This window comes from Janthinobacterium sp. AD80, from assembly GCF_002878455.1.
In the GTDB taxonomy this organism is placed as follows: Bacteria; Pseudomonadota; Gammaproteobacteria; order Burkholderiales; family Burkholderiaceae_D; genus Janthinobacterium.
On the sequence record NZ_NRDQ01000020.1, the window covers coordinates 71586 to 93307 of the forward strand.

Below are 21722 nucleotides of genomic sequence, written 5' to 3' on the forward strand. Positions count from 1 at the left end.
CGCCGCGCGGGCCGAAAATGGCTGTATCGAGGAGCTGTTTCCTCTTTCAACCACTCAAGGAGAACCCATGTCCAGCACCCCACGCCGCGCCCTGCTCGTCATCGACGTGCAAAATGAATACTTCACGGGCGACATGCCCATCGAATATCCGTCCGTCGACATTTCCCTGCCCAACATTGTGCAAGCCATGGCCGCCGCGCGCGCCGCCGGCGTGCCCGTGATCGTCGTCCAGCACGATGCGCCGGAAGCCTCGCCCATCTTTGCCAAAGGCAGCGATGGCTGGCAGCTGCACCCGCAAGTGGCCGCCTTCCAGGCTGACCACCACATCAACAAGGCCATGGGCAGCGCCTTTGCGGGCACGGACCTGCGCGCCTGGCTGGAGGGCCGCGGCATCGACACATTGACGGTGATCGGTTACATGACGCACAACTGCGACGCTGCCACCATCTACCAGGCCGCGCACGATGGCTTGCAGGTGGAATTCCTGCAGGACGCCACGGGCACCCTGTCGTACGCGAATGCGGGCGGCACGGCCAGCGCCGAAGACATCCACCGCGTGTTCAGCACCGTATTCCACTCGAATTTCGCCGCCGTGGCCAGCACGCAGGACTGGCTCGTTGCCGTGCGCGAAGGCAAGCCGCTGGAAATGGACAATATTTATCTGTCGAACCAGCGCGCGCGCAAGGCTGCTTCCGCTGTCTGATAGCGTGACTAAAAGCGCCGGTGCCCGTCATCGGCGTCGCAGCGCCCGCTGAACTTGATCATGCCGTCGACCGTGATCACGCCGCTGCGGCGGTTGATCACCACGGTGGGACGGTTCAGGCTATTGAGCTGGAAACGGCCACGTATCTCGTCGTGGCCGACGACCAGGTCCATCAAGTCCCACCAGCCATTGTTGCTGTCGCCGTGGATAGGCGGCACCAGCTGTTTCGGCAAGCGGATCTGCGCCGCGCTGCCCTGTACGCTGACATTGACGGCCGTATCGAAATGACTCTTGCCTGTCTCCAGGGTGGATTTCTGCACATACTTGTGCTTGTCGTCATCCCATTCCATGCCGGAATGGTTTTCCAGTGTGGTCTTCTCCGCCTCGCCGTAACACACAAGCTGGATATCCTCGCCACGCTGCGCCCGCTCCTGGCGCTCATCCTGGCCCGCAGCTTCGTACTGGCCCGACTGTGCGGCAAAGGCCATGGCGATCAACAGGCTGGAAATGGCTGTCATGCGGGTTCTCCAATGCTGGGTGGGCAGGCCAAGCTTGCCTGATCACCAAGCTTGGCACGGAAGGCAGGCCGTTTGCGCCGGCTTGGGAACAGTCAAACCGGCACGCGATCTGCTACAGTCGCGCTCACGAAAAAACTTGCCGGATGCATGACGATGCGTAGATTGATAATAGGCGCCCTGCTGGCGCTAATGATTTTCCTGCTGGCCACCGCCACCCTGGTGCTGGCAGGACTCAACGACAAGGAAGCCCCCGCCGACGTCATCGTCGTGCCGGGCAACACCATCATGCCGGACGGCACGCCCAGCCCCCGCCTGCAGGCGCGGCTCGACGCGGCTGTAAAGCAGTTCCAGGAACACAGGGCGCCGCGCATCCTCGTCAGCGGGGCGACGGGCAAGGAAGGGTTCGACGAGGCCGCTTCCATGGCGCGCTACCTGCGGTCGCGCGGCGTACCGGCCAGCGCCATCATCGAGGACAATCAAGGCTGGACCACGGAAGCCACGGCGCACAACGCGGCCATTCTGATGCGCGCGCAGGGCTGGCGGACGGCCATGGTGGCCACGCAGTATTTTCACGTCCCACGCTTCCGGCTGGCCTTGGAACGGGCCGGCATCGCCGTCAGCGGCAACGTGCACGCGCCCTACTTCGAACTGCGCGACCTGTATTCCGTGCCGCGCGAAACCGTCGGCTATGCCGTCTACTATGTGAAAGCAGGAAGATGAGACCACTGTTGTTTGCCGCCGGTTTTGCCGTGGTAGCGGCCTGCGCCGTACCGTCGATGGCCGCCACCGATGCGGAGCCGATCGGCGCCGCTGCCACCCTGTATCTATTTGGCGCGCTGGTGCTGGGCATATGCATCGCCGCCTTTGGCACAGTGGCGCAGCGCCGAAATGCAACAATCGGCCGCCTGCCATCGGCCTGCGCCGGTGCGCTGTGCGGCGTGGTGCTGTACGGCAGTTTCGTGCTGGCATTTGCCACGCCGTCGATCACGCCGATCCTGGCCTACGCCGCCAGCGCTCTGTGCGCCAGCGGCGCGGCCCTGCTGCTGCCGCGCCTGTTAAAAGCCGTGGCACGCCAGTAAGCTGTCACTCGCTCCAGTCGCGCGAGCGTTCCACGGCGCGCTGCCACTTGTGCAGCCGGCTCAAGCGTTCGTCGGCCGCCATGGCCGGTTCGAAACGGCGGCCCACCTGCCATTGGGCGGCGATTTCTTCTTCCGACGCCCAGAAGCCCACGGCCAGGCCCGCCAGGTAGGCGGCGCCCAGGGCCGTCGTTTCCGTCACCACGGGGCGCACCACGGGCACATTTAATATGTCGGCCTGGAACTGCATCAGCATGTCGTTGCGTGCCGCGCCGCCATCGACGCGCAGTTCGGAAAGCGCGATGCCCGCATCGTCCTGCATAGCGGACAAGACGTCGACGTTCTGGTAGGCCACGCCTTCCAGCGCCGCGCGCGCGATGTGCGCCTTGCCCGTGCCGCGCGTGATGCCGATCAGGGTGCCGCGCGCATACGGGTCCCAGTACGGCGCACCGAGGCCAGCGAACGCCGGCACGAAAACCAGGCCGCCCGAATCGGGCACGCTGGTGGCCAGCGCTTCCACTTCCGACGAATCGCGGATGATGCCGATACCGTCGCGCATCCATTGCACGGCGGCGCCGGCGATAAAGGCGCTGCCTTCGAGCAAGTAATCGGTCTGATTGGCAGCGGCACCCAGGCTCCAGCCCACCGTCATCAACAGGCGGTTTTTCGACTGCAGGGGCCGCTTGCCGACGTTCATCAGCATGAAGCAGCCCGTGCCGTAGGTATTCTTGGCCATGCCCGGTTTCAAGCAGGCCTGGCCGAAGGTGGCCGCCTGCTGGTCGCCCGCGATCCCGGCAATGGGCACGGACACGCCCAGCAAGGCCGCATGCGTGTACGCGGCCACGCCGCTCGATGGCACGACGTCGGGCAGCAAGGACGCGGGAATGTCCAGCAGCGCCAGCAAATCCGTGTCCCACTGCAGGGTGTGGATATTGAACAGCATGGTGCGCGCCGCGTTGCTCGTGTCCGTCAAGTGGGCGCCGCTCATCTTGTATATCAGCCAGCTATCGACGGTGCCGAAGGCCAGCTCGCCCCGTTCGGCGCGCGCGCGGGCGCCGGCCACGTTGTCGAGCAGCCATTTGAGCTTGGTGGCGGAAAAATACGCGTCCAGTACCAGGCCCGTCTTTTGCTGGATCAGCTCCACCTTGCCCTGTTCGACCAGCTGTTCGCAGAAGGCGGCATTGCGGCGGTCTTGCCAGACGATGGCGTTGGCGACGGGTTCGCCCGTGGCACGGTCCCACAGCACCGTCGTCTCGCGCTGGTTGGTGACGCCGATGGCGGCCACGTCGGCTGCGGCCACGCCGCTGTCGCGCAAGACCTGGTGCAGCACGCCCTCTTGCGAGGCCCAGATTTCAGCGGCGTCATGCTCGACCCAGCCCGGCTGGGGGAAAATCTGGCGGAACTCGCGCTGTGCGCTGGCGTGCGGCCGGCCCGCATGGTCGAACAGGATGGCGCGCGAACTGGTGGTGCCCTGGTCTAAAGCAAGTATGTATTTGGTCATGGTCTGGTGATGCGGGATTCGGTAAAAACAGGCACGGAGCCATAGCGCTCCGTGCCTCAGGACAACGGCGGCAGAAGTTTACACGACTACCGCACCTTGCCTTCCTTCCAAGCCTGCAATAATTTATCGTAGGCAATCGTTTCACCCTTCGGCTTTTCATTCGCCAGCTTTTTCCATGGGGCGTGCTGGTCCGACAGATACTGATTCGGATCAACCTTCGGATTGAGCTTGGGCGCGCACGCCTTCATGCCGGCCCGCTGCAGCCGCGCCATGACCTGGTCCATTTCCTCGGCCAGGTTGTCCATGGCGGCCTGCGGCGTTTTTTCCGCCGTGATGGCCGTGGCCACGTTTTTCCACCACAGCTGGGCCAGCTTCGGATAGTCGGGCACGTTGTTGCCTGTCGGCGTCCACGCCACGCGGGCCGGGCTGCGGTAGAACTCGATCAAGCCGCCGTATTCGTTCGCATGTTTCGTGAAGTAATCGTGGCGGATGTCGGAATCGCGGATAAACGTCAGGCCGACAATCGATTTCTTCAGCGACACGGTTTTCGACGTGACGAATTGCGCGTACAGCCAGGCGGCGGCCTTGCGGTCATCCGGCGTGGACTTGAACAGGAACCAGGAACCCACGTCCTGGTAGCCGTTCTGCATGCCCTCTTTCCAGTACGGACCGTGCGGCGACGGCGCCATGCGCCATTTCGGCGTGCCGTCCTTGTTCACCACCGGCAAGCCCGGTTTCGTCATGCCGGCCGTAAATGCCGTGTACCAGAAAATCTGCTGGGCGATTTCACCCTGCGCCGGCACGGGACCCGATTCCGAGAAATTCATGCCGTTCGCCTGCGGCGGCGCGTATTTCTTCATCCAGTCGATATATTTCGTCAGCGCAAACACGGCCGCCGGCGAATTGGTGGCGCCGCCGCGCGACATCGAGGCGCCAACGGGCGTGCACTTGTCGGCCGCCACCCTGATGCCCCATTCATCGACAGGCATGCCGTTCGGAATGCCCTTGTCGGCCGCGCCAGCCATCGACAGCCACGCATCGGTGAAGCGCCAGCCCAGCGACGGATCTTTCTTGCCGTAATCCATGTGGCCATAGACTTTCTTGCCGTCCAGTTCCTTCACGTCATTCGTGAAGAAATCGGCGATATCTTCATACGCGGACCAGTTTTGCGGCACGCCCAGCTCGTAGCCGTACTTGGCCTTGAACTTGGCCTGCAAATCCTTGCGCGCGAACCAGTCGGCGCGGAACCAGTACAGGTTGGCGAATTGCTGGTCGGGCAATTGATACACCTTGCCATCGGGCGCCGTGGTAAAGCTGATGCCGATGAAGTCCTTCAGGTCCAGGCCAGGATTGGTAAATTCCTTGCCCTTGGCGGCCATGTAGTCGGACAGCGGCTCGACGGCGCCGTAGCGGTAGTGGGTGCCGATCAGGTCGGAATCGGAAATCCAGCCGTCATAGATGCTCTTGCCCGACTGCATGGAGGTCTGCAGCTTTTCCACCACGTCGCCTTCCTGGATGATGTCGTGGCGCACCTTGATGCCCGTGATTTCCTCGAATGCCTTGGCCAGGGTCTTCGATTCGTAGACATGGGTGTCGATGGTTTCCGAGACAACAGAAATTTCCTTGATGCCCTTGGCCTTCAGCTTGGCGGCCGCATCAATGAACCACTGCATTTCAGCAAGCTGTTGCTGCTTGCTCAGGCTGGATGGCTGGAATTCCTTGTCGATCCAGGTTTGCGCCTGCTTGGCGTCAGCCAGGGCCGCACTCGACACGAGCATGGCCGCAGCCGCGAAGACCGTGAACTTCAATTTCATCGTGAATCTCCCTTATAGTTATTGCCGGATGCCTGCTGGCGATCCGGCCTCCATCAACACCGGCAAGCCGGTCATCCCCAACGCATCAAAATCAACAGCAGCACAAAACTGATGGCGGCACCTATCGACTGCTGCATTTCCGTGAATCCCGCCCACGCCAGGTTCACATACGCCGCCGTGAGCAGCCCGATGAACAGGCGGTCGCCGCGCGTCGTCGGCATCGGCAGGAAACCCTTGCGCTCGATGCTGGGCGAGCGGATTTGCCAGATCGTCATGCCGGCCAGCATCAGGCCGATGCAAATGAAAAAGACGGCCACTTCCGGCGTCCACGCCATCCAGCCGAACAGGCTGGCTGTGCTATCCGTATTGTTTTCCATGTCACACCCTCCCCATCGCGAAACCCTTGGCTATGTAATGCCGCACGAACCAGATCACCAGCGCGCCAGGCACGATAGTCAAGACGCCGGCCGCCGCCAGCACGCCCCAGTCCATGCCGGCCGCCGATACCGTGCGCGTCATGGTGGCGGCGATCGGCTTGGCGTTGACGGATGTCAAGGTGCGCGCCAGCAGCAATTCCACCCAGCTGAACATGAAGCAGAAGAAGGCCGTCACGCCCACGCCCGACTTGATCATCGGCAGGAAGATGCGGATGAAAAAGCGGGGAAAGCTGTAGCCGTCGATATACGCCGTCTCGTCGATTTCCTTCGGCACGCCGGACATGAATCCTTCCAGTATCCATACGGCCAGCGGCACGTTGAAGACCATGTGCGCCAGCGCCACGGCCAGATGCGTATCCATCAGGCCGACAGTCGAATACAGCTGGAAGAAGGGCACGAGGAAGACGGCAGGCGGCGTCATGCGGTTGGTCAGCAGCCAGAAGAACAGATGCTTGTCGCCGACAAAGTTGTAGCGCGAGAACGCATACGCGGCCGGCAATGCCACCGTGACCGACATGACCATGTTCAGCGCCACGTAGATCATGGAATTGATGTAGCCGCTGTACCACGACGGGTCCGTAAAGATGGTCTTGTAGTTGGCGAACGTCAGCTGCTCGGGCCACAGGCTCAGCACGCCGACGATTTCCTCGTTGGTCTTGAGCGACATATTGAGCATCCAGTAGATGGGCAGCAAGGAACCCAGCAGGAAGACGATCAGGATGACGCCACTGATTTTGCGGTTCATCATTTCTGGTCTCCCGTGCCGACGCGCTGCATCCACGTGTACAGCACAAAGCAGAACAGCAGGATGATGAGGAAATAGATCAGCGAGAAGGCCGAGGCCGGTCCCAGGTCAAACTGGCCTACGGCCTTTTGCGTCAGGTACTGCGACAAAAAGGTGGTGGCATTGCCCGGACCGCCGCCCGTCAGCACGAATGGCTCCGTGTAGATCATGAAACTGTCCATGAAGCGCAGCAAGACGGCGATCATCAAGACATTGCGCAGTTTCGGCAGCTGGATGTAGCGGAACACGGCCAGGCGCGAGGCGCCGTCGATGCGTGCCGCCTGGTAATACGCGTCGGGAATGGCGCGCAAGCCCGCATAGCACAGCAGCACCACCAGCGGCGTCCAGTGCCAGATATCCATCACCATCACCGTCAGCCACGCGTCGAGCGAATTGCCGTTGTAGTTGTAGTCCAACCCCAGCTGGTTCAGGGTATAGCCCATCAGGCCGATGTCGCCGCGGCCAAAGATTTGCCAGATGGTGCCAACCACGTTCCAGGGGATCAGGAGGGGCAGCGCGATCAGCACCAGGGCCAGCGACGCCTTCCAGCCATCGGCCGGCATGCACAGGGCGATCAGGATGCCCAGCGGAATCTGGATCGCCAGCACGGAACCGGAAAACAGCAGCTGGCGCAGCAAGGCGCTGTGCAGGTCGCCATCGAGCATGACCATGCGGAACCACTCGGTGCCGACGAAGACCTTTTGCGTGGGGCTCAAAATATCCTGCACGGAATAGTTCACCACCGTCATCAGCGGCAGGATGGCGGAAAAGGCCACGCACAGCAGCACGGGCAAGATCAGCAGCCAGGCGCGGCGGTTGTTATCGGTTTTACCGTTATTGATCATCATGCCACCCGCTTATCGTTGACGTAGTACAAGGTGCGTTGCTGGGGAAAGCGCAGCCGCACATCCGCGCCCGCCACGGCATCGATGGCGCGCAGCTTGGCCGCCACGGTGGCACCGCCCAAGCGAAACTCGGCCAGGTAGTGCGTGCCCATGTTGCGCACGGCGCTGACGGTGGCGGCCAGGGTATTTTCCGCATCCGCTTCGCCGCCCTCTCCCGTCGCCAGGCATTCGACGAATTCGGGCCGCACGCCGACCGTGATTTTGCCTTGCGCGCCCGACAGCGCCGCGCGGGCGGCAGCGGACACGGCCAGCAGTTGCCCCGCCACGCGCACGCCGCCATCGTCCACCGTGCAATCGAGCAGGTTCATGCCCGGATTGCCGATGAAATAGCCGACAAACGTGTGTTCGGGTTCTTCGAACAGCGCCTGCGCGCTGCCCGTCTGCACCACTTCGCCCTGCGTCATGACGACCACCTGGTCGGCAAAGGTCAAGGCTTCCACCTGGTCGTGCGTGACGTAGATCAGCGACAGTTTCAGTTCGTGATGGATTTCCTTTAACTTTCTGCGCAACAGCCATTTCAGGTGCGGGTCGATCACCGTCAGCGGTTCGTCGAACAGCACGGCGGCCACGTCGGGACGCACGAGACCGCGTCCCAGCGAAATCTTTTGCTTCGCGTCCACGGACAGGCCGCTGGCGCGCAGCTTCAGGTCGCCCGTCAATTCCAGCATCTGCGCCACCTGCTGCACGCGCTTGCGCACTTCGGCCTCCTTCCAGCCGCGATTGCGCAGTGGAAACGCCAAATTATCATGCACGGTCATGGTGTCGTAAATGACGGGAAACTGGAACACTTGGGCGATATTGCGCGCTTCCGTGGGCAGTTGCGTCACATCCTTGCCGTCGAACAGCACCTTGCCATGCGATGGTTTCACCAGGCCGGAAATGATGTTGAGCAAGGTCGTCTTGCCGCAGCCGGACGGCCCCAGCAAGGCATACGCGCCACCGTCATGCCACGCCATGCTCATCGGCCGCAGCGCGTAGTCGGCCGGTGCCGCCGGGTTCGGTTTGTAGGCGTGGGCCAGGTCGAGCAGTTCAATTCGCGCCATGTCAGGCTCCCCCTGCCGTGGCGTGCACGGGCGCATACAGGAGCGCGCCATCGTCGCCGAAAATCAGCAAGGCATGCGGCTGGCAATACACGGTGCAGGCGCTGCCGATTTCCAGGTTGTGCACGCCACCGAGCTGGGCCACCAGCGCCAGCTCGCCACGGCGCGCATGCACATAGGTTTCCGAGCCGCTGATTTCCGCCAGGTCCACCTGCGCGGCGATGGGCACGTCGCCATCGGACTGGGGCGACAGATGCAGGCTGTGCGCACGCACGCCGAGGATCACGTCTTGCCGCCCGCCCAGGCGCGCGCGCTGTGCGCCGCTCAAGTGGATTTCCAGGCCGTCCGCCGCCTGCGCCACGCCGTGCGCATCGACGCGCGCGGCGATCAGGTTGATGGGCGGATCGCTGAAGGTGCGCGCCACGGCGATGGAATTGGGCGCATTGAAGACATCCAGGGTCGGCCCCTGCTGCAGCAAGCGGCCTTCATGCAGCACGGCAACGTGGCCGCCCAGCTGCAGTGCTTCCAGCGGTTCCGTGGTGGCGTACACGACCGTCGTGCTGCCACTGGAAAACAGTTCCGTCAATTCGCGGCGCAATTCCTCGCGCAATTTGTAGTCGAGGTTGACCAGCGGTTCATCGAGCAGCAGCAATGACGCATCCTTGATCAGCGCGCGCCCCAGCGCCGTGCGCTGCTGCTGGCCACCGGACAGCTCGCCCGGCGTGCGCTGCAGGTACGGCGTGATATGCAGGCGCTCGGCCAGCGCCTGCACCTTGCTGCGGATCTGTTCCTCGGGGACCTTGCGCAGGCGCAAGGGCGAGGCGATATTGTCGTAGACGGTGAAGGCCGGATAGTTGATGAATTGCTGGTACACCATGGCCAGGTTGCGTTTGCTGACGGGCACGCCCGTCACATCCACGCCATCGGCCGTGACCGTGCCGCTGCTGGGCTTGTCCAGGCCCGCCATCACGCGCATCAGGGTCGTCTTGCCGGCACGCGTGGTACCCAGCAGCACATTGATGGCGCCCGGCACGAGGGCCAGCGACATCGGATATAAATAGTCGTCAGCACCCTGCTTCCTGCTGATCTTGTCCAGTACCAGTTGCACGCGCTTCTCCTCCAGTGATGTGTTCTTATTCTTCGCCGCGTCCTCTGCGGGAAGCGGTCGCCAGCACGATCTTTTCTCGGGCTACAACGGGTGCCGCGCCAGCCAGGCATCGAGCGTGTCCGCCGTCGCGCGCGGCAGGTGCAGGCCCAGCTTCGAGCGCCGCCACAGGATGTCGGCCGCGCTGACGGCCCATTCATGGCGCCGCACATAATCGACTTCCGCCGCGTACAGCCCGGTGGCGATTTCCTCGCCCATGGCCGCCACGTCCTTTCGCCCGTCCAGCAGCACGTGGATGCGCGTGCCATACGCGCGCGCATAACGGGCCACCAGCGGCGCCGGCAGCCACGCGTATTGGCGCTGCACGCCTTGCACGAACTGGCCGAATTCGCGCACGGCGCGGTTTTGCGGCGCACTGCCGAACAGGTCGCCGCCAGGCAGGCAAGCCTTGGCCGTCCACGCGCCCCGCGTTGTACCCTGCTGCAACAGCGGTGCCAGCACATCCACCGCCTCCTCGGCCAGCTTGCGAAACGTGGTGATCTTGCCGCCGAAAATGCTCAGCAAAGGCGCCCCATCCTGCTCCAGCTCGAAACGGTAATCGCGCGTCACGGCCTTGGCATCGGCCGCCGCATCTTCCACCAGCGGGCGCACGCCCGCATACGTCCAGACCACGTCGGCAGGATCGACAGGCTTGCTGAAATAGTAACTGGAAAGTTCGCACAAGTAACGAATTTCCTCGTCGTCAATTTCCACCTTGCCGCTGTCGCCCTGGTAATCGAGGTCGGTGGTGCCGATCAGGGTGAAATCGTGCTCATAGGGAATGGCAAACACGATGCGGCCATCGGGATGCTGAAAAATGTAGGCATGATCATGCGCGAACAGGCGCTTGACGACGATATGGCTGCCCTTGATCAGGCGCAAATGCCGGTGCGGCGCGGCGGGCGCCGCCTGGCGCAGGAATTGCGCCGTCCACGGCCCGGCCGCGTTGACGACGCTGCGCGCGCGCACGGCCGTTTGCTTCCCGTCGGCATCTTGCAAGGTGGCCAGCCAGGAAGCGCCCTCCCCCTCGCCTTCGCGCGCCAGGGTCGTGCAGCGCGTGCGCGTCAGGATGGTCGCGCCGTGCTCCGCCGCATCGATGGCATTGAGCACCACCAGGCGCGCATCGTCGACCCAGCCATCGGAATACACGAAGCCGCGCTTGAACTTGGGTTTTAAGGGTTGGCCCGCCGCATGGCGCGCGAGGTCGATGCCGCTGGAGGCGGGCAAGAGTTCGCGCCGCGCCAGCATATCGTAGAGAAACAGGCCGGCGCGTATCAGCCAGGCGGGACGCTGGCCTTTGGCGTGCGGCATGACGAAGCGCAGCGGCCACATGATGTGCGGCGCCGAGCGCAGCAGCACTTCGCGTTCGATCAGCGCCTTGCGCACGAGGCCGAACTCATAGTATTCGAGGTAGCGCAGGCCGCCGTGTATCAGCTTGGTCGAGGCGGACGAGGTGTGCGCGGCCAGGTCATCCTTTTCGCACAGCAGCACGGACAGGCCGCGCCCGGCCGCGTCGCGCGCGATGCCGGCGCCGTTGATGCCGCCGCCCACCACCAGCACGTCGCATGCGAGCGTGCCGCCTGCCGCTTCCTCGTCCTGCAGTGCTGCCGCCATCGGGACTCCGTCACTGTGAAGTACCGGTGCGCCAGGAAAGACTAGGCACTGCCGGCAACTGCCGTTAAGATCAAGTTTGATGTGATACGCATGCAATATGAATAAGGTTACGCCAGAATACGAAAACATAGCAACATATTTTCAATACTATTTGTTCGTTTCTGTTCGTTTATGATTTTAAAAGAGACATGCCCATGAATTTGAATCCCCGCCAGCGCCGCCTGCTTGAAGTGGTGCGCCAGAAGGTCACGATGTCCGTCGAAGAGCTGGCCCAGCAGCTGGAAGTGACGCCGCAGACCGTGCGCCGCGACGTCAAGCAGATGGAGGCAGCGCGCCTGCTGGCCCGCTACCACGGCGGCGTGGGCTTGCCCTCGTCCGTGGAAAACATCGATTACAGCCAGCGGCAAGTGTTCAACAGCGAGGCCAAGCGGCGCATCGCCGCCGCCGTCGCCGCGCAAGTGCCGCACGGCTGTTCACTGCTGATCAATATCGGCACGACCACCGAGGAAGTGGCGCGCGCCCTGGGCCGCCACACGGGCTTGCACGTGGTGACGAACAACCTGAACGTGGCCGCCATCCTGGCTGACAACGCGGCCTGCGAAGTGATCGTGGCCGGCGGCGTGGTGCGCGGGCGCGACCGCGGCATCGTGGGCGAAGCCACCATCGACTTCATCCGCCAGTTCAAGGTCGACATCGGCATCATCGGCATTTCCAGCATCGACGAAGATGGCAGCCTGCGCGACTTCGATGCGCGCGAAGTGAAGGTGGCGCAAGCGATCATCGAGCAGTCGCGCGAAGTGTGGCTGGTGGCCGACCAGCATAAATTCGGCCGCAAGGCACTGGTACGCCTGGCCGACCTGGCGCAAGTGGACATCCTGTTTACAGATGCGCCGCCGCCGCCCCGCTTTGCCGAAGTATTGCGCGACGCGCGCGTCAAGGTGCTTGTCGCGGCGTGAGGCGCACCGGGGCGGCGTGGCACGGCAGCTGTCGCGAGGGCAAGACGCCTTATGTGGGAAAGCACACTGAATGATATGAAATATTTATCTATTCACCAGAAATGCTGTTACCATTGATGCAACATGCGTTATTTTTTTAATCTTCCTCTCCGGCAGTACGATTATTCGCCTGATATTGCTTTTTATGCACTTAAAGCAATAGAATGAAGAAGACCGCGAAGACGAGCGCATTGCAGCTAAATGATTTCCAGTGAAAACAGTGTTAGAACTACCTCACGCAAGACGATTATTCCCCAACAAACCACTCGACAGCAAGCGCCAAGGCCTTAACCATGCCGGCAGCGCCGCCCAGTGAAGGAAAAGAAATGAGCCATAATTTTGAAGCGGCCGCCATGCCGCAAGCCTCCCATCCCAACAGCGCTCACGTCAGCGAACTGGAAGCACATCTCGGTTACTGGCTGCGTTTCGTTTCCAACCATGTTTCTCACAGCTTCCAGAAGAAGGCCGAAGCCAATGGCGTGACGGTATCCGAATGGGTGGTGCTGCGCGAAATGTTCCGTCTCGGCTGCACCTCGCCCACCGTGCTGGCGCAGGTAGCCGGCATGAGCAAGGGCGCCGTCTCGAAACTCATCGACCGCCTGGAAAGCAAGGGCATGGTCAGCAAATCGATCCTGCTGGCCGACCGCCGCCAGCACTCGATCGAGCTGACCACCGAAGGCGAGGCCCTGGTGCCCGTACTGGCCGGCATGGCCGACCAGAACGACGAGGAATTCTTCGGCAAGCTGCCACGCCAGCTGCGCGACGACTTGCTCGAAGCCATGAAGGAAGTGGCGCGCGCACATCAGCTCAAGAGCGCGCCGCTGAACTGACGGGCGATAAAAAAAAGGCGCCGCAGCGCCCTTGGAGGAATCGCCAGCCGATGGCTCAGGCAGTCGGCGATGGCAGGGCGATGCCGATGGCAGCGGCCGCTTCTGCATTTTCGCTTGGCGAACCTGCCAGCACGTAGCCGCGTTCCAGCAGCTTGCCCGTGTAGTATTTGTTGTACAGGAAGGCCCACACCACGCCGACGAGGAACATGCCGAAGCCGGCGGTAAACAGGCCGATGATCACCGTGACGACAAAGGCGCCGATAAAAGTAATGAAATCGCCGCGGAACAGGGCAGGGAAAAAGCCGAAGAAGAACGTGGTCCACGAAAAGCCGTAAAAGCCGTCTTTCATCAGGCCCGTGTCCTTGTGTTTCATTGCAATACGAGTTGCCATTACTTTTCCTTTGTTTTTTAAAGTAGAAAAAAATCTAATTTATTTTATCAACTTTGCAAATTGTCGTGTGGAAATTTTTCATGCTCAGCGGGACACCGCCATGACTGTCATCCGGGCTAAGATACTGGTCTGATTGTCTACATGGAATACGCATGGCCCTGCACATCGAAACCCCTCTGCTCAACTCGCGCGCCCTGAGCCTGCACAGCGAGCGCGCCGTCTGGCTCAAGCTGGAAGCCTTGCAGCCGCCGGGCTCCTTCAAGATCCGCGGCATCGGCCTGGCGTGCGAGGAATATGCGCGCCGTGGCGCCAGCCGCTTCATCTCTTCCTCGGGCGGCAATGCCGGCATCGCCGTCGCGTATGCGGGCCGCCAGCTGGGCATCCCCGTCATCGTGGTCGTACCGGAAACCACCAGCGCCAGGGCCAGGGCCCTGATCGCGCAGGAAGGCGCGGAAGTCATCGTGCATGGCGCCGCCTGGCAGGAAGCCAACGCGCTGGCGCAGTCGATGCTCACGCCACAAGACGCGTTTCTGCACCCGTTCGACGACCCGCTGCTGTGGCAAGGCCACGCGGGCATGATCGACGAAGTGGCGCAGGCGGGCCTGAAACCGGACGCCGTGGTGCTGTCGGTGGGCGGCGGCGGCTTGCTGGCCGGCGTGGCGCAAGGCTTGCAGCGCAATGGCTGGGATGATGTGGCCCTGGTCGCCGTGGAAACGCAGGGCGCCGCCTCGCTGGCGGCCGCCGTCGCCGCGCGCGAACATGTGGCCCTGCCCGCCGTGAGCAGCATCGCCACCTCGCTGGCCGCGCGCCAGGTCTGCGCCCAGGCTTTCCACGTCAGCCAGACACGCCGGCTGCACAGCGTGGTGGTCTCGGACCAGGCCGCCGTCGACGCCTGCCGGCGTTTCATCGGCGACCAGCGCCTGGTGGTGGAGCCGGCGTGCGGCGCGGCCCTGGCGGCCGTCTACGGCAACGTGCCGCAGCTGGCGCCGTACCGCAACGTGCTGGTCATCGTCTGCGGCGGCGTTACCGCCACCACGCAGCAGCTCGACCAGTGGGCCGCCAGCCTGTAAGGGCTACTGCGGCGTGGCCGCCTCGATCAGCGCCACGCCATCGCGGCCCTGCCCCTTGGCCTGGTACAGGGCCTGGTCGGCCAGGTCCAGCAGCTGCGCCGGCGTGAGTTCGCCGGCGCGGAAAATGGCGATGCCGATGCTGGTGGTGACGGGCAGCGCGCCGCTGGCCAGGTCGAATGGCGCGCGGATGGCATCGATGATCTTGGCGCCGATCTGCCGCACTTCGGCCGCGCTCTTCACGCCCTCGAAAATGATCACGAATTCATCGCCTGCCAGGCGCGCCACCAGGTCGCTGGCGCGCACGCTGCGTGCCAGGCGGCTGGCAAACTCCTTGAGTACCTCGTCGCCCGCATGGTGTCCCAGGCTGTCATTGATGGCCTTGAAGCGGTCGATGTCGAGGTAGGCCAGCGCCATCGGCGCCTGCGTGGCGCGCGTGCGCTGCATGCTCTGCGCCAGCTGTTCGTCGAAGCGGCGGCGGTTGGCGATGCCCGTCAGGATATCGGTGGCGGCGGCAAACTGCAGCGCCGTGTGCACCGCCTTGACCTTGGTGATTTCATGGATCAGGCCATACACGCCGGCCACCACGCCGCTCTCGTCCACGTCGGGCACGTAGCTGGTCTGGAAGGCGCGCCGCGCGGCGCCCGCTTCGCCCTCGATGGTAAATTCGTACTCGACTTCCTCGCCCGCGAAGGCGCGCAGCAGGTACTCCTCGCGCAGCTGGTACGCTTCCTCGCCCAGCACGTCGCGGATCGACTGCATCATGCTTTCCTGCCGCGACCTGCCGAACCATTTTTCAAACGTCGCGTTGATGAACTGGTAGCGGTGCTCGCGGTCGATATACACGATCACCACGGGCACGTGGTCCGTCAGCAGCTTCAGGCGCCGTTCGCTGTCGCGCGTCTGCGCCTCGGCGATTTCGCGCTCGGCCACCAGCGAGTAAAAGTCGCGGCTCAAGTCGCCGATCTCGTCGCGCCGTTCGATCTGCAGCGCTTCGATGCCCAGGCGCTGGCGGCGAATCTGGTGTACCTGCCGGCGCAGCCGTTCCAAAGGCTGCAACAGGCGCAGCACCACGCGCCAGCCGGCCAGGCCGGCCAGACCCGCCAGCAGCACGGCGGCCAGCAGGATCTTGCTGCGCATCGCATGCAAGGGTGCGAACGCCGCGTTCATCGGATACACGGAAGCCAGTATCCAGCCCGTGCCGGCGATGCGATGGTAGGCGAACAGCGCATCGATGCCCTGGGCCGTGGTGCCCGCCATCCAGCCTTCGAAACCCTGCATGGCGCGCCGCGTGGGCAGGCTGATCGGACCATTTGCCTCGATATGCTGCATGATGCGCGACTTGTCCGGATGCTCGACGATGACACCCTCATTCGTCATGATGTACAGATAGCCGCCCTTGCCCGGCTTGAGCGCGTCCAGGCGTCCCAGGAAATCGGGCTGGCGCAGGTTCACGCTGGCCGCCAGCACATAGCGCACGCCGCCGTGTGCGTCAAACACGGGCTGCGTCACGACGACGATGGGCATGCCCGAGATGCTGCCGTTGAGCGGCGCGGAGATGACGGAGCGCCTGGTTGCCAGCGTCTGCTCGAAATACGGCCGGCCTTTCAGGCTCATCCCCGCCTGCGCCTTGAACGGGCTCACGCTGGCCAGCAGGACGCCGTCGGCCGCCACCACGCCGGCCGAATAAAACTCGCTGGCCAGCACCGTTTGCGCGGCCAGGAAGCGCTGCAGGCTGGCTTCATCGTGCGCGCCGCCAGCCGCCAGGCTGTCGGCGACGACGCGCAGCACATTGCGCTTGGCATCGAGTTCCTCGTCGATGAAGACGGCGGCGCTGGACAGCGACACATATTGCTGGCGCCCCGTGACGTCGCGCATGCCCCGTTCGGCCACGGCCAGGGTGGCCAGCGCCAGCAAGGCGACGGCGCCCAGCACCAGCAGGAAGACGACCACGCTCATGCGCGCCTTCAGGCTGGCGGGCAGGCGCCGGCGCAGCCGTTTTCGCCAGCTCGTCACTGCTGCTGCCTTTGCCACAGATACTGGCAGATGCGTTCGACCGACTCCTCGAGTGCCAGCGCCTGCGTATCGAGCGTCAGGGCGGCATGCAGCGGCGCTTCATACGGCGCCGATACGCCCGTAAATTGCGCGATCTGGCCCGCGCGCGCCTTGGCATACAGGCCCTTGACATCGCGCGCCTCGCACACGGCGACAGGCGTGCTGACATGGATTTCGATGAATTGGCCGGCACCGATGACCTGCGCGGCCATGGCGCGGTCGGCGCGGTACGGAGAAATGAAGGCGGCGATGACAGTCAGGCCCGCGTCATTCATCAGGCGCGCCACTTCGGCCGTGCGGCGGATGTTTTCATGCCGGTCTTGCGGCGTAAAACCCAGGTCGCGGTTCAGGCCATGGCGCAACTGGTCGCCATCGAGCACCGTCACGGCCCTTCCCTGCGCCTTCAGCGTCTGCGCCAGTGCCAGGGCGATACTGGTCTTGCCTGCGCCGCTCAAGCCCGTCAGCCAGAGCGTCGGGTGTTGTGCTGCTGTCATCACACTGCCTCTCCCTTATAGAGCTGGCAATATAGCAAAGCCGCGCGGGAAAGGACAGAATATCAGGCCGCGCTGCGCGCCTCAAGCAGCAACTGTCGTATCTCCGGTACGCAGGAGCCGCAATTGCCGCCCGCCTTGAGGCAGGCCGTCACCTGCGCCGTTGTCGTCATGCCTTGCTCGCGGATGGCCGCGCAGATGCTGTTGCGTCCCACGCCAAAGCACGCGCACACGGTGGGGCCGGCATCCGCGCCCTTGCCGATGGGCTGGCCCAGCAGCACGCCGGCGCGGTCCGCCGCATCAAGCTGCGCATGCGCGAACAGGCCGGCCAGCCAGCTGCGCGACGGCAGGTCGGGCCGCGGCGACACATACACGCATTGCGCGATGCGTCCGTCTTCCAGGTGCACGGCGCGGTACACGCCGGCGCTGGCGTCCGCGTAATCGAGCCAGTCGGCGTTGTCGTCCGTGGCGCCCAGCAGCGCGCGCGCCCAGGCGCCCAGGTCACTGATGCGCTGGCGGCCAGCCAGCTCGTAGCGCAGGAACTGTTCGCCCTGGATGCGCGTCCAGTGCGCCACGCCGTCCAGGTTCAAGGGCGTGCGGCTGAGCACAAATGCATGCCAGTGCACGCGGAACTGCTCGATGCGTACGGGCGTGTGCTTGAATTCCGGTTCGCCCGAGACGGGATCGACCACCGGGTTGACGACGGCGCCCACGCGCGCGTCGGACGCATTCGCGCCGCTCCAGTGGATCGGCACGAAGACCTGGCCGCGCGCGATGCCGCCGCCATGCACGACCCGCGCCACCATCGCGCCCCAGGCGCTGGAAACGCGCGCCAGCTCGCCTTCGCGCACGCTGTACAGCAGCGCGTCCTGCGGGTGGATGTCGATGAAGGCTTCGGCGACGTGGCCCGATAGTTTTGCCGCCTTGCCCGTGCGCGTCATGGTATGCCACTGGTCGCGCACCCGGCCCGTGTTGAGGATCAGCGGATAGTCTTCGTCGGGCACGTTGCGCGGCGCGCGCGGCGGCGTGGGAATGAAACGCGCGCGCCCGTCCGCATGCGCGAAACGGCCGTTGCCGAACAGGCGCGCCTGGCCCTGCGGCCACTGCTGCGGCGGCAAGGCATCGTACTGCGCGCCATTCAGCGCCACCAGGTGCGACAGATTGAACAGGCGCTTTGTGGCTGCCGCGTTGCGGAAGGCGGACAGGCGCGCGTGTTCATCGAAAATGGCGTGCGGCGAGGTGAATGCAAAGCCCGCATAGCCCATGCGCGTGGCTACCTGGCACAGCACTTGCCAGTCGGCCCGCGCTTCGCCCGGCGCCGGCAGGAATGCGCGCTGGCGCGAAATGCGCCGCTCCGAGTTCGTCACCGTGCCATCCTTCTCGCCCCAGCCCAGCGCTGGCAGCAGCACGTGCGCATGCGCATTCGTGTCCGACTGCGCGCTGATGTCCGACACCACCACCAGCTCGCACTGATCGAGCGCGCGGCGCACCTGGTCGGCGTCCGGCATGCTGACCAGCGGATTGGTGGCGATGATCCACACGGCCTTGACCTTGCCCGCTTCGATGGCCTGGAACAGCTCCACCGCCTTCAAGCCTGGCTTGCTGGCGATGCGGGGCGCATCCCAGAACGCTTGCACGGTATCGCGGTGCAGTGGATTATCCAGCTCCAGGTGGGCCGCCAGCATGTTGGCCAGGCCGCCCACTTCGCGCCCGCCCATGGCGTTCGGCTGGCCCGTCAGTGAAAACGGCCCCATGCCCGGCTGGCCGATGCGCCCCGTTGCCAGGTGGCAGTTGATGATGCTGTTGACCTTGTCCGTGCCGGCAGACGACTGGTTCACGCCCTGCGAAAAAGCCGTCACGACCTTGCGCGTGGCGGCGAACGCCTGGTAAAACGCCAGCAAGGTGTGCGGGTCAACCTTGCAGATGGCCGCCACCTGCAAGGGATCGCCGCAATCGACATGCGCGGCGGCCAGCGCCGCATCCAGCCCGGAACTGTGCTGCGTGACGAAGGCGTCGTCGATCACGCCCTCTTTCGCCAGATGACACAACAAGCCGTTGAACAGCCACACGTCCGTGCCCGGCTTCACGGGCAAATGCATATCGGCCAGTTCGCAAGTGGCCGTGCGGCGCGGGTCGATCACCACCAGTGTCATTTCCGGCCGGCTTTCCTTGATGCGGGCGATGCGCTGGAACAGGATGGGGTGGCACCAGGCCGTGTTCGAGCCGACCAGCACGATCATGTCGGCCAGTTCCAGGTCTTCGTAGCAGCCGGGCACGATATCCTCGCCAAATGCGCGCTTGTGGCCGGCCACGGCCGACGACATGCACAGGCGCGAATTGGTGTCGATATTCGCGCTGCCCACATAGCCCTTCATGAATTTATTGGCGACATAATAATCTTCCGTCAGCAGCTGGCCCGAGACATACAGGGCCACGGCGTCGGGGCCGTGTGCATCGATGATGGCGCGCAGGCCGCCAGCCACGTGCTCCAGCGCCGCATCCCAGGAAGACGGCTGCAGCACGCCGTCGACGCGCACCTGCGGTTGCAGCAGCCGCTTGTCGAGGCCCAGCGTATCGCCCAGCGCAGAGCCTTTCACGCACAGCTTGCCCTGGTTGGCCGGGTGGCTGGCATCGCCGGCGATGCGGATGGCGCCACCGGGCAAGGTTGTGGCTTCCACGCCGCAGCCGACGCCGCAATACGGGCAAGTGGTTTTCACGGGTGTGCAGCTAGTCATGAAAGTGTCCTGTTGGTGGCTGTCAGGCGGCCTGGGCGCACAGCGCCTGGCCAAACAGCAAATGAGAGCGCAGCTTGCCGATATCGCGGCGCTGCTGGATCAGGTCGAAATACCAGGGGCCATCCTGCACCTCGCCATACAGCACGGCGCCGACCAGGCGGTTGCCCTGCACCACCAGGCGCTTGTAGATGCCGCGGCGCGGGTCGCGCAGCACCAGGTCTTCGCTGCCTTCGCCGCCGAGGATGTCGCCGGCCGAGTACAGGTCGATGCCCGTCACTTTCAGTTTGGTGGCGCTGGCCTGCTGCACATAGCGGCGGTGGCCCGCGCCCGCCAGGTGCGCGCCGCACACGCGCGCCTGCTCCCATATCGGTGCCACCAGGCCAAACGTGGCGCGCCGGTGCTGCACGCATTCACCGACGGCATACACGCGCGGATCGTAGCTTTGCAGGCAATCGTCGACGACGATGGCCCGTTCGCAATGCAGGCCGGCCGCTTGCGCCAGCGCGATGTTGGGGCGCACGCCGGCCGTCATCACCACCAGGTCGGCGGGGATCGACGTGCTATCGGCAAAGCGAACTCCCTGCACGCGGTCGCTGCCGAGGATTTCCGCCGTCTGCGCGTGCATCAGAAAGCGCAGGCCGCGCGCTTCCAGCGCCGTTTTCAGCAGCATCGAGGCGGGCGCGTCGAGCTGCTGGTTCATCAGCGAACCGCTCATGTGCACCACCGTCACATCCATGCCCTGACGCTGCAAGCCATTGGCCGCTTCCAGCCCCAGCAAGCCGCCGCCGATGACCACCGCGTGGCGGTGCTGGCGCGCCGCCTGCAGCATGGTGTCGACGTCGCTGATGTCGCGAAAACCGATCACGCCCGGCAGTTCGTGGCCCCGCACGGGCACGATGAAGGGCGTGGAACCGGTGGCCAGCAGCAGGCGGTCGTAGGCAACCGTGATGCCCGACAGCGCCTGCACGGTGCGCGCCTGGCGGTCGATGCGCACCACCGGGTCGCCCGCGTGCAGGGTGATGCCGTTGTGCGCATACCAGTCGCGCGTGTGCAGCATGATGTCGTCCACCGACTTTTCGCCGGCCAGCACTGGCGACAGCAGGATGCGGTTGTAATTGCCATGCGGTTCGGCGCCAAACACCGTGATGTCATACAGGTCCGGCGCCAGTTTCAGGAGTTCCTCGACCGTGCGCATGCCGGCCATGCCGTTGCCGACCACCACCAGCGAGGGACGCGCACTGGGCTTGCCCGGCGTGCTCACAGCGCCACCCACACCATGTCGGCAAACACGCGCGCGGGCCAGGTGGCCACCGAGTGTTCGGGCGCTTCGATGCATTCGCCGCTGGCCAGATCGAAGTGCTGCTTGTAGATGGGCGAGGCGACGACGATGCGCTCGCCGATGCTGCCCACGAGGCCGCGCGACAATACGGAGGCACCCGCGTTCGGGTCGACATTGTCGATGGCGAAGACTTTTGGGCTGGCATCGCCGACGCGAAACACGGCCACGTGGCGGCCACCCAGCAATGCACACACGCCCGTGTCGGGCACGATATCGTTCAGCGGGCAGATGGCCACCCAGTTGTCGGCGCTGGCGCCGGAAAGTTCATTCATCGCATTCATGG

21 protein-coding genes are annotated in these 21722 nt (G+C 64.2%); 6 read left to right on the forward strand and 15 right to left on the reverse strand.

Annotated features, from left to right (window positions below):
• Positions 1-67 precede the first annotated feature (67 nt).
• Positions 68-703, forward strand: coding sequence for a cysteine hydrolase family protein (locus JaAD80_RS05000; protein WP_102293158.1), 636 nt, complete (start codon positions 68-70; stop codon positions 701-703).
• An 8-nt stretch (positions 704-711) separates the two neighbouring features.
• Here the strand turns inward: JaAD80_RS05000 and JaAD80_RS05005 are convergent, their stop codons facing one another.
• Entirely contained in the window at positions 712-1221 is a 510-nt protein-coding gene (locus JaAD80_RS05005) for a hypothetical protein (RefSeq protein WP_102293159.1), read from the reverse strand.
• A gap of 153 nt (positions 1222-1374) precedes the next feature.
• Here JaAD80_RS05005 and JaAD80_RS05010 point away from each other — a divergent pair, with 153 nt between their 5' ends.
• A complete protein-coding gene (locus JaAD80_RS05010; RefSeq protein WP_102293241.1) occupies positions 1375-1941 on the forward strand; it encodes a YdcF family protein in 567 nt (188 codons plus the stop codon).
• Positions 1938-2300 (forward strand): hypothetical protein, encoded by a 363-nt coding sequence (locus tag JaAD80_RS05015; protein WP_146012258.1) that lies wholly within the window; start codon positions 1938-1940, stop codon positions 2298-2300. Before JaAD80_RS05010 ends, JaAD80_RS05015 begins: the two co-directional genes overlap by 4 nt.
• Before the next feature lie 4 nt (positions 2301-2304).
• On the opposite strand, the gene glpK is transcribed toward JaAD80_RS05015, so the two are convergent.
• The 8 genes from glpK to glpD all read right to left on the reverse strand — a co-directional run bounded on the left by glpK (position 2305) and on the right by glpD (position 11536).
• Positions 2305-3798, reverse strand: a complete 1494-nt coding sequence (gene glpK, locus JaAD80_RS05020; protein WP_102293161.1) for a glycerol kinase GlpK — start codon at positions 3796-3798, stop codon at positions 2305-2307.
• 86 nt (positions 3799-3884) lie between these two features.
• A complete protein-coding gene (locus tag JaAD80_RS05025) occupies positions 3885-5612 on the reverse strand; it encodes an ABC transporter substrate-binding protein (protein ID WP_102293162.1) in 1728 nt (575 codons plus the stop codon).
• Positions 5613-5683: 71 nt separating this feature from the next.
• A complete protein-coding gene (locus JaAD80_RS05030) occupies positions 5684-5959 on the reverse strand; it encodes a DUF2160 domain-containing protein (RefSeq protein WP_180979313.1) in 276 nt (91 codons plus the stop codon).
• Positions 5960-5990: 31 nt separating this feature from the next.
• The gene (locus JaAD80_RS05035) at positions 5991-6797 is read right to left on the reverse strand and encodes a carbohydrate ABC transporter permease (protein WP_374755226.1); all 807 of its coding nucleotides are present in this window, start codon (positions 6795-6797) and stop codon (positions 5991-5993) included.
• A complete protein-coding gene (locus JaAD80_RS05040) occupies positions 6794-7681 on the reverse strand; it encodes a carbohydrate ABC transporter permease (protein WP_102293165.1) in 888 nt (295 codons plus the stop codon). Before JaAD80_RS05040 ends, JaAD80_RS05035 begins: the two co-directional genes overlap by 4 nt.
• The gene (locus JaAD80_RS05045; RefSeq protein WP_102293166.1) at positions 7678-8781 is read right to left on the reverse strand and encodes an ABC transporter ATP-binding protein; all 1104 of its coding nucleotides are present in this window, start codon (positions 8779-8781) and stop codon (positions 7678-7680) included. Before JaAD80_RS05045 ends, JaAD80_RS05040 begins: the two co-directional genes overlap by 4 nt.
• A 1-nt stretch (position 8782) precedes the next feature.
• The gene (locus JaAD80_RS05050) at positions 8783-9886 is read right to left on the reverse strand and encodes an ABC transporter ATP-binding protein (RefSeq protein WP_102293167.1); all 1104 of its coding nucleotides are present in this window, start codon (positions 9884-9886) and stop codon (positions 8783-8785) included.
• Positions 9887-9967: 81 nt separating this feature from the next.
• A complete protein-coding gene (gene glpD / locus JaAD80_RS05055) occupies positions 9968-11536 on the reverse strand; it encodes a glycerol-3-phosphate dehydrogenase (protein ID WP_102293168.1) in 1569 nt (522 codons plus the stop codon).
• A 194-nt stretch (positions 11537-11730) separates the two neighbouring features.
• Between glpD and JaAD80_RS05060 the strand changes: the two genes are divergently transcribed.
• Both JaAD80_RS05060 and JaAD80_RS05065 read left to right on the forward strand, forming a co-directional pair.
• Positions 11731-12492, forward strand: a complete 762-nt coding sequence (locus JaAD80_RS05060) for a DeoR/GlpR family DNA-binding transcription regulator (protein ID WP_102293242.1) — start codon at positions 11731-11733, stop codon at positions 12490-12492.
• A gap of 365 nt (positions 12493-12857) precedes the next feature.
• The gene (locus JaAD80_RS05065) at positions 12858-13361 is read left to right on the forward strand and encodes a MarR family winged helix-turn-helix transcriptional regulator (RefSeq protein WP_102293169.1); all 504 of its coding nucleotides are present in this window, start codon (positions 12858-12860) and stop codon (positions 13359-13361) included.
• 55 nt (positions 13362-13416) lie between these two features.
• Here the strand turns inward: JaAD80_RS05065 and JaAD80_RS05070 are convergent, their stop codons facing one another.
• Positions 13417-13752, reverse strand: coding sequence for a hypothetical protein (locus tag JaAD80_RS05070; RefSeq protein WP_102293170.1), 336 nt, complete (start codon positions 13750-13752; stop codon positions 13417-13419).
• A gap of 152 nt (positions 13753-13904) precedes the next feature.
• On the opposite strand from JaAD80_RS05070, the gene JaAD80_RS05075 reads away from it, so the two are divergent.
• A complete protein-coding gene (locus JaAD80_RS05075) occupies positions 13905-14822 on the forward strand; it encodes a pyridoxal-phosphate dependent enzyme (protein ID WP_102293171.1) in 918 nt (305 codons plus the stop codon).
• A gap of 3 nt (positions 14823-14825) precedes the next feature.
• Here JaAD80_RS05075 and JaAD80_RS05080 read toward each other — a convergent pair whose 3' ends face one another.
• The 5 genes from JaAD80_RS05080 to nirD all read right to left on the reverse strand — a co-directional run bounded on the left by JaAD80_RS05080 (position 14826) and on the right by nirD (position 21711).
• Entirely contained in the window at positions 14826-16835 is a 2010-nt protein-coding gene (locus JaAD80_RS05080) for a diguanylate cyclase domain-containing protein (RefSeq protein ID WP_102293172.1), read from the reverse strand.
• Positions 16832-17368, reverse strand: a complete 537-nt coding sequence (gene cysC / locus JaAD80_RS05085) for an adenylyl-sulfate kinase (protein ID WP_102293173.1) — start codon at positions 17366-17368, stop codon at positions 16832-16834. The genes JaAD80_RS05080 and cysC overlap by 4 nt, the downstream gene beginning before the upstream one ends.
• Before the next feature lie 62 nt (positions 17369-17430).
• On the reverse strand, positions 17431-20100 hold the full coding sequence (locus JaAD80_RS05090) for a nitrate reductase (protein WP_102293174.1): 2670 nt from the start codon (positions 20098-20100) through the stop codon (positions 17431-17433).
• A 22-nt stretch (positions 20101-20122) separates the two neighbouring features.
• Positions 20123-21361 carry an NAD(P)/FAD-dependent oxidoreductase gene (locus JaAD80_RS05095; protein WP_258002813.1) on the reverse strand — a complete coding sequence of 413 codons (1239 nt, stop codon included), beginning with the start codon at positions 21359-21361 and terminating at the stop codon, positions 20123-20125.
• On the reverse strand, positions 21358-21711 hold the full coding sequence (nirD, locus tag JaAD80_RS05100; protein WP_102293176.1) for a nitrite reductase small subunit NirD: 354 nt from the start codon (positions 21709-21711) through the stop codon (positions 21358-21360). Before nirD ends, JaAD80_RS05095 begins: the two co-directional genes overlap by 4 nt.
• Positions 21712-21722: the final 11 nt, after the last annotated feature.

Excerpts from the sequence above, each read along its gene's own strand:
- JaAD80_RS05000 (WP_102293158.1), top strand. The coding sequence starts at position 68 with ATGTCCAGCACCCCACGCCGCGCCCTGCTCGTCATCGACGTGCAAAAT.
- JaAD80_RS05005 (WP_102293159.1), bottom strand. The coding sequence starts at position 1,221 with ATGACAGCCATTTCCAGCCTGTTGATCGCCATGGCCTTTGCCGCACAG.
- JaAD80_RS05010 (WP_102293241.1), top strand. The coding sequence starts at position 1,375 with ATGCGTAGATTGATAATAGGCGCCCTGCTGGCGCTAATGATTTTCCTG.
- JaAD80_RS05015 (WP_146012258.1), top strand. The coding sequence starts at position 1,938 with ATGAGACCACTGTTGTTTGCCGCCGGTTTTGCCGTGGTAGCGGCCTGC.
- glpK (WP_102293161.1), bottom strand. The coding sequence starts at position 3,798 with ATGACCAAATACATACTTGCTTTAGACCAGGGCACCACCAGTTCGCGC.
- JaAD80_RS05025 (WP_102293162.1), bottom strand. The coding sequence starts at position 5,612 with ATGAAATTGAAGTTCACGGTCTTCGCGGCTGCGGCCATGCTCGTGTCG.
- JaAD80_RS05035 (WP_374755226.1), bottom strand. The coding sequence starts at position 6,797 with ATGATGAACCGCAAAATCAGTGGCGTCATCCTGATCGTCTTCCTGCTG.
- JaAD80_RS05040 (WP_102293165.1), bottom strand. The coding sequence starts at position 7,681 with ATGATGATCAATAACGGTAAAACCGATAACAACCGCCGCGCCTGGCTG.
- JaAD80_RS05045 (WP_102293166.1), bottom strand. The coding sequence starts at position 8,781 with ATGGCGCGAATTGAACTGCTCGACCTGGCCCACGCCTACAAACCGAAC.
- glpD (WP_102293168.1), bottom strand. The coding sequence starts at position 11,536 with ATGGCGGCAGCACTGCAGGACGAGGAAGCGGCAGGCGGCACGCTCGCA.
- JaAD80_RS05060 (WP_102293242.1), top strand. The coding sequence starts at position 11,731 with ATGAATTTGAATCCCCGCCAGCGCCGCCTGCTTGAAGTGGTGCGCCAG.
- JaAD80_RS05065 (WP_102293169.1), top strand. The coding sequence starts at position 12,858 with ATGAGCCATAATTTTGAAGCGGCCGCCATGCCGCAAGCCTCCCATCCC.
- JaAD80_RS05070 (WP_102293170.1), bottom strand. The coding sequence starts at position 13,752 with ATGGCAACTCGTATTGCAATGAAACACAAGGACACGGGCCTGATGAAA.
- JaAD80_RS05075 (WP_102293171.1), top strand. The coding sequence starts at position 13,905 with ATGGCCCTGCACATCGAAACCCCTCTGCTCAACTCGCGCGCCCTGAGC.
- cysC (WP_102293173.1), bottom strand. The coding sequence starts at position 17,368 with ATGACAGCAGCACAACACCCGACGCTCTGGCTGACGGGCTTGAGCGGC.
- JaAD80_RS05090 (WP_102293174.1), bottom strand. The coding sequence starts at position 20,100 with ATGACTAGCTGCACACCCGTGAAAACCACTTGCCCGTATTGCGGCGTC.
- nirD (WP_102293176.1), bottom strand. The coding sequence starts at position 21,711 with ATGAATGAACTTTCCGGCGCCAGCGCCGACAACTGGGTGGCCATCTGC.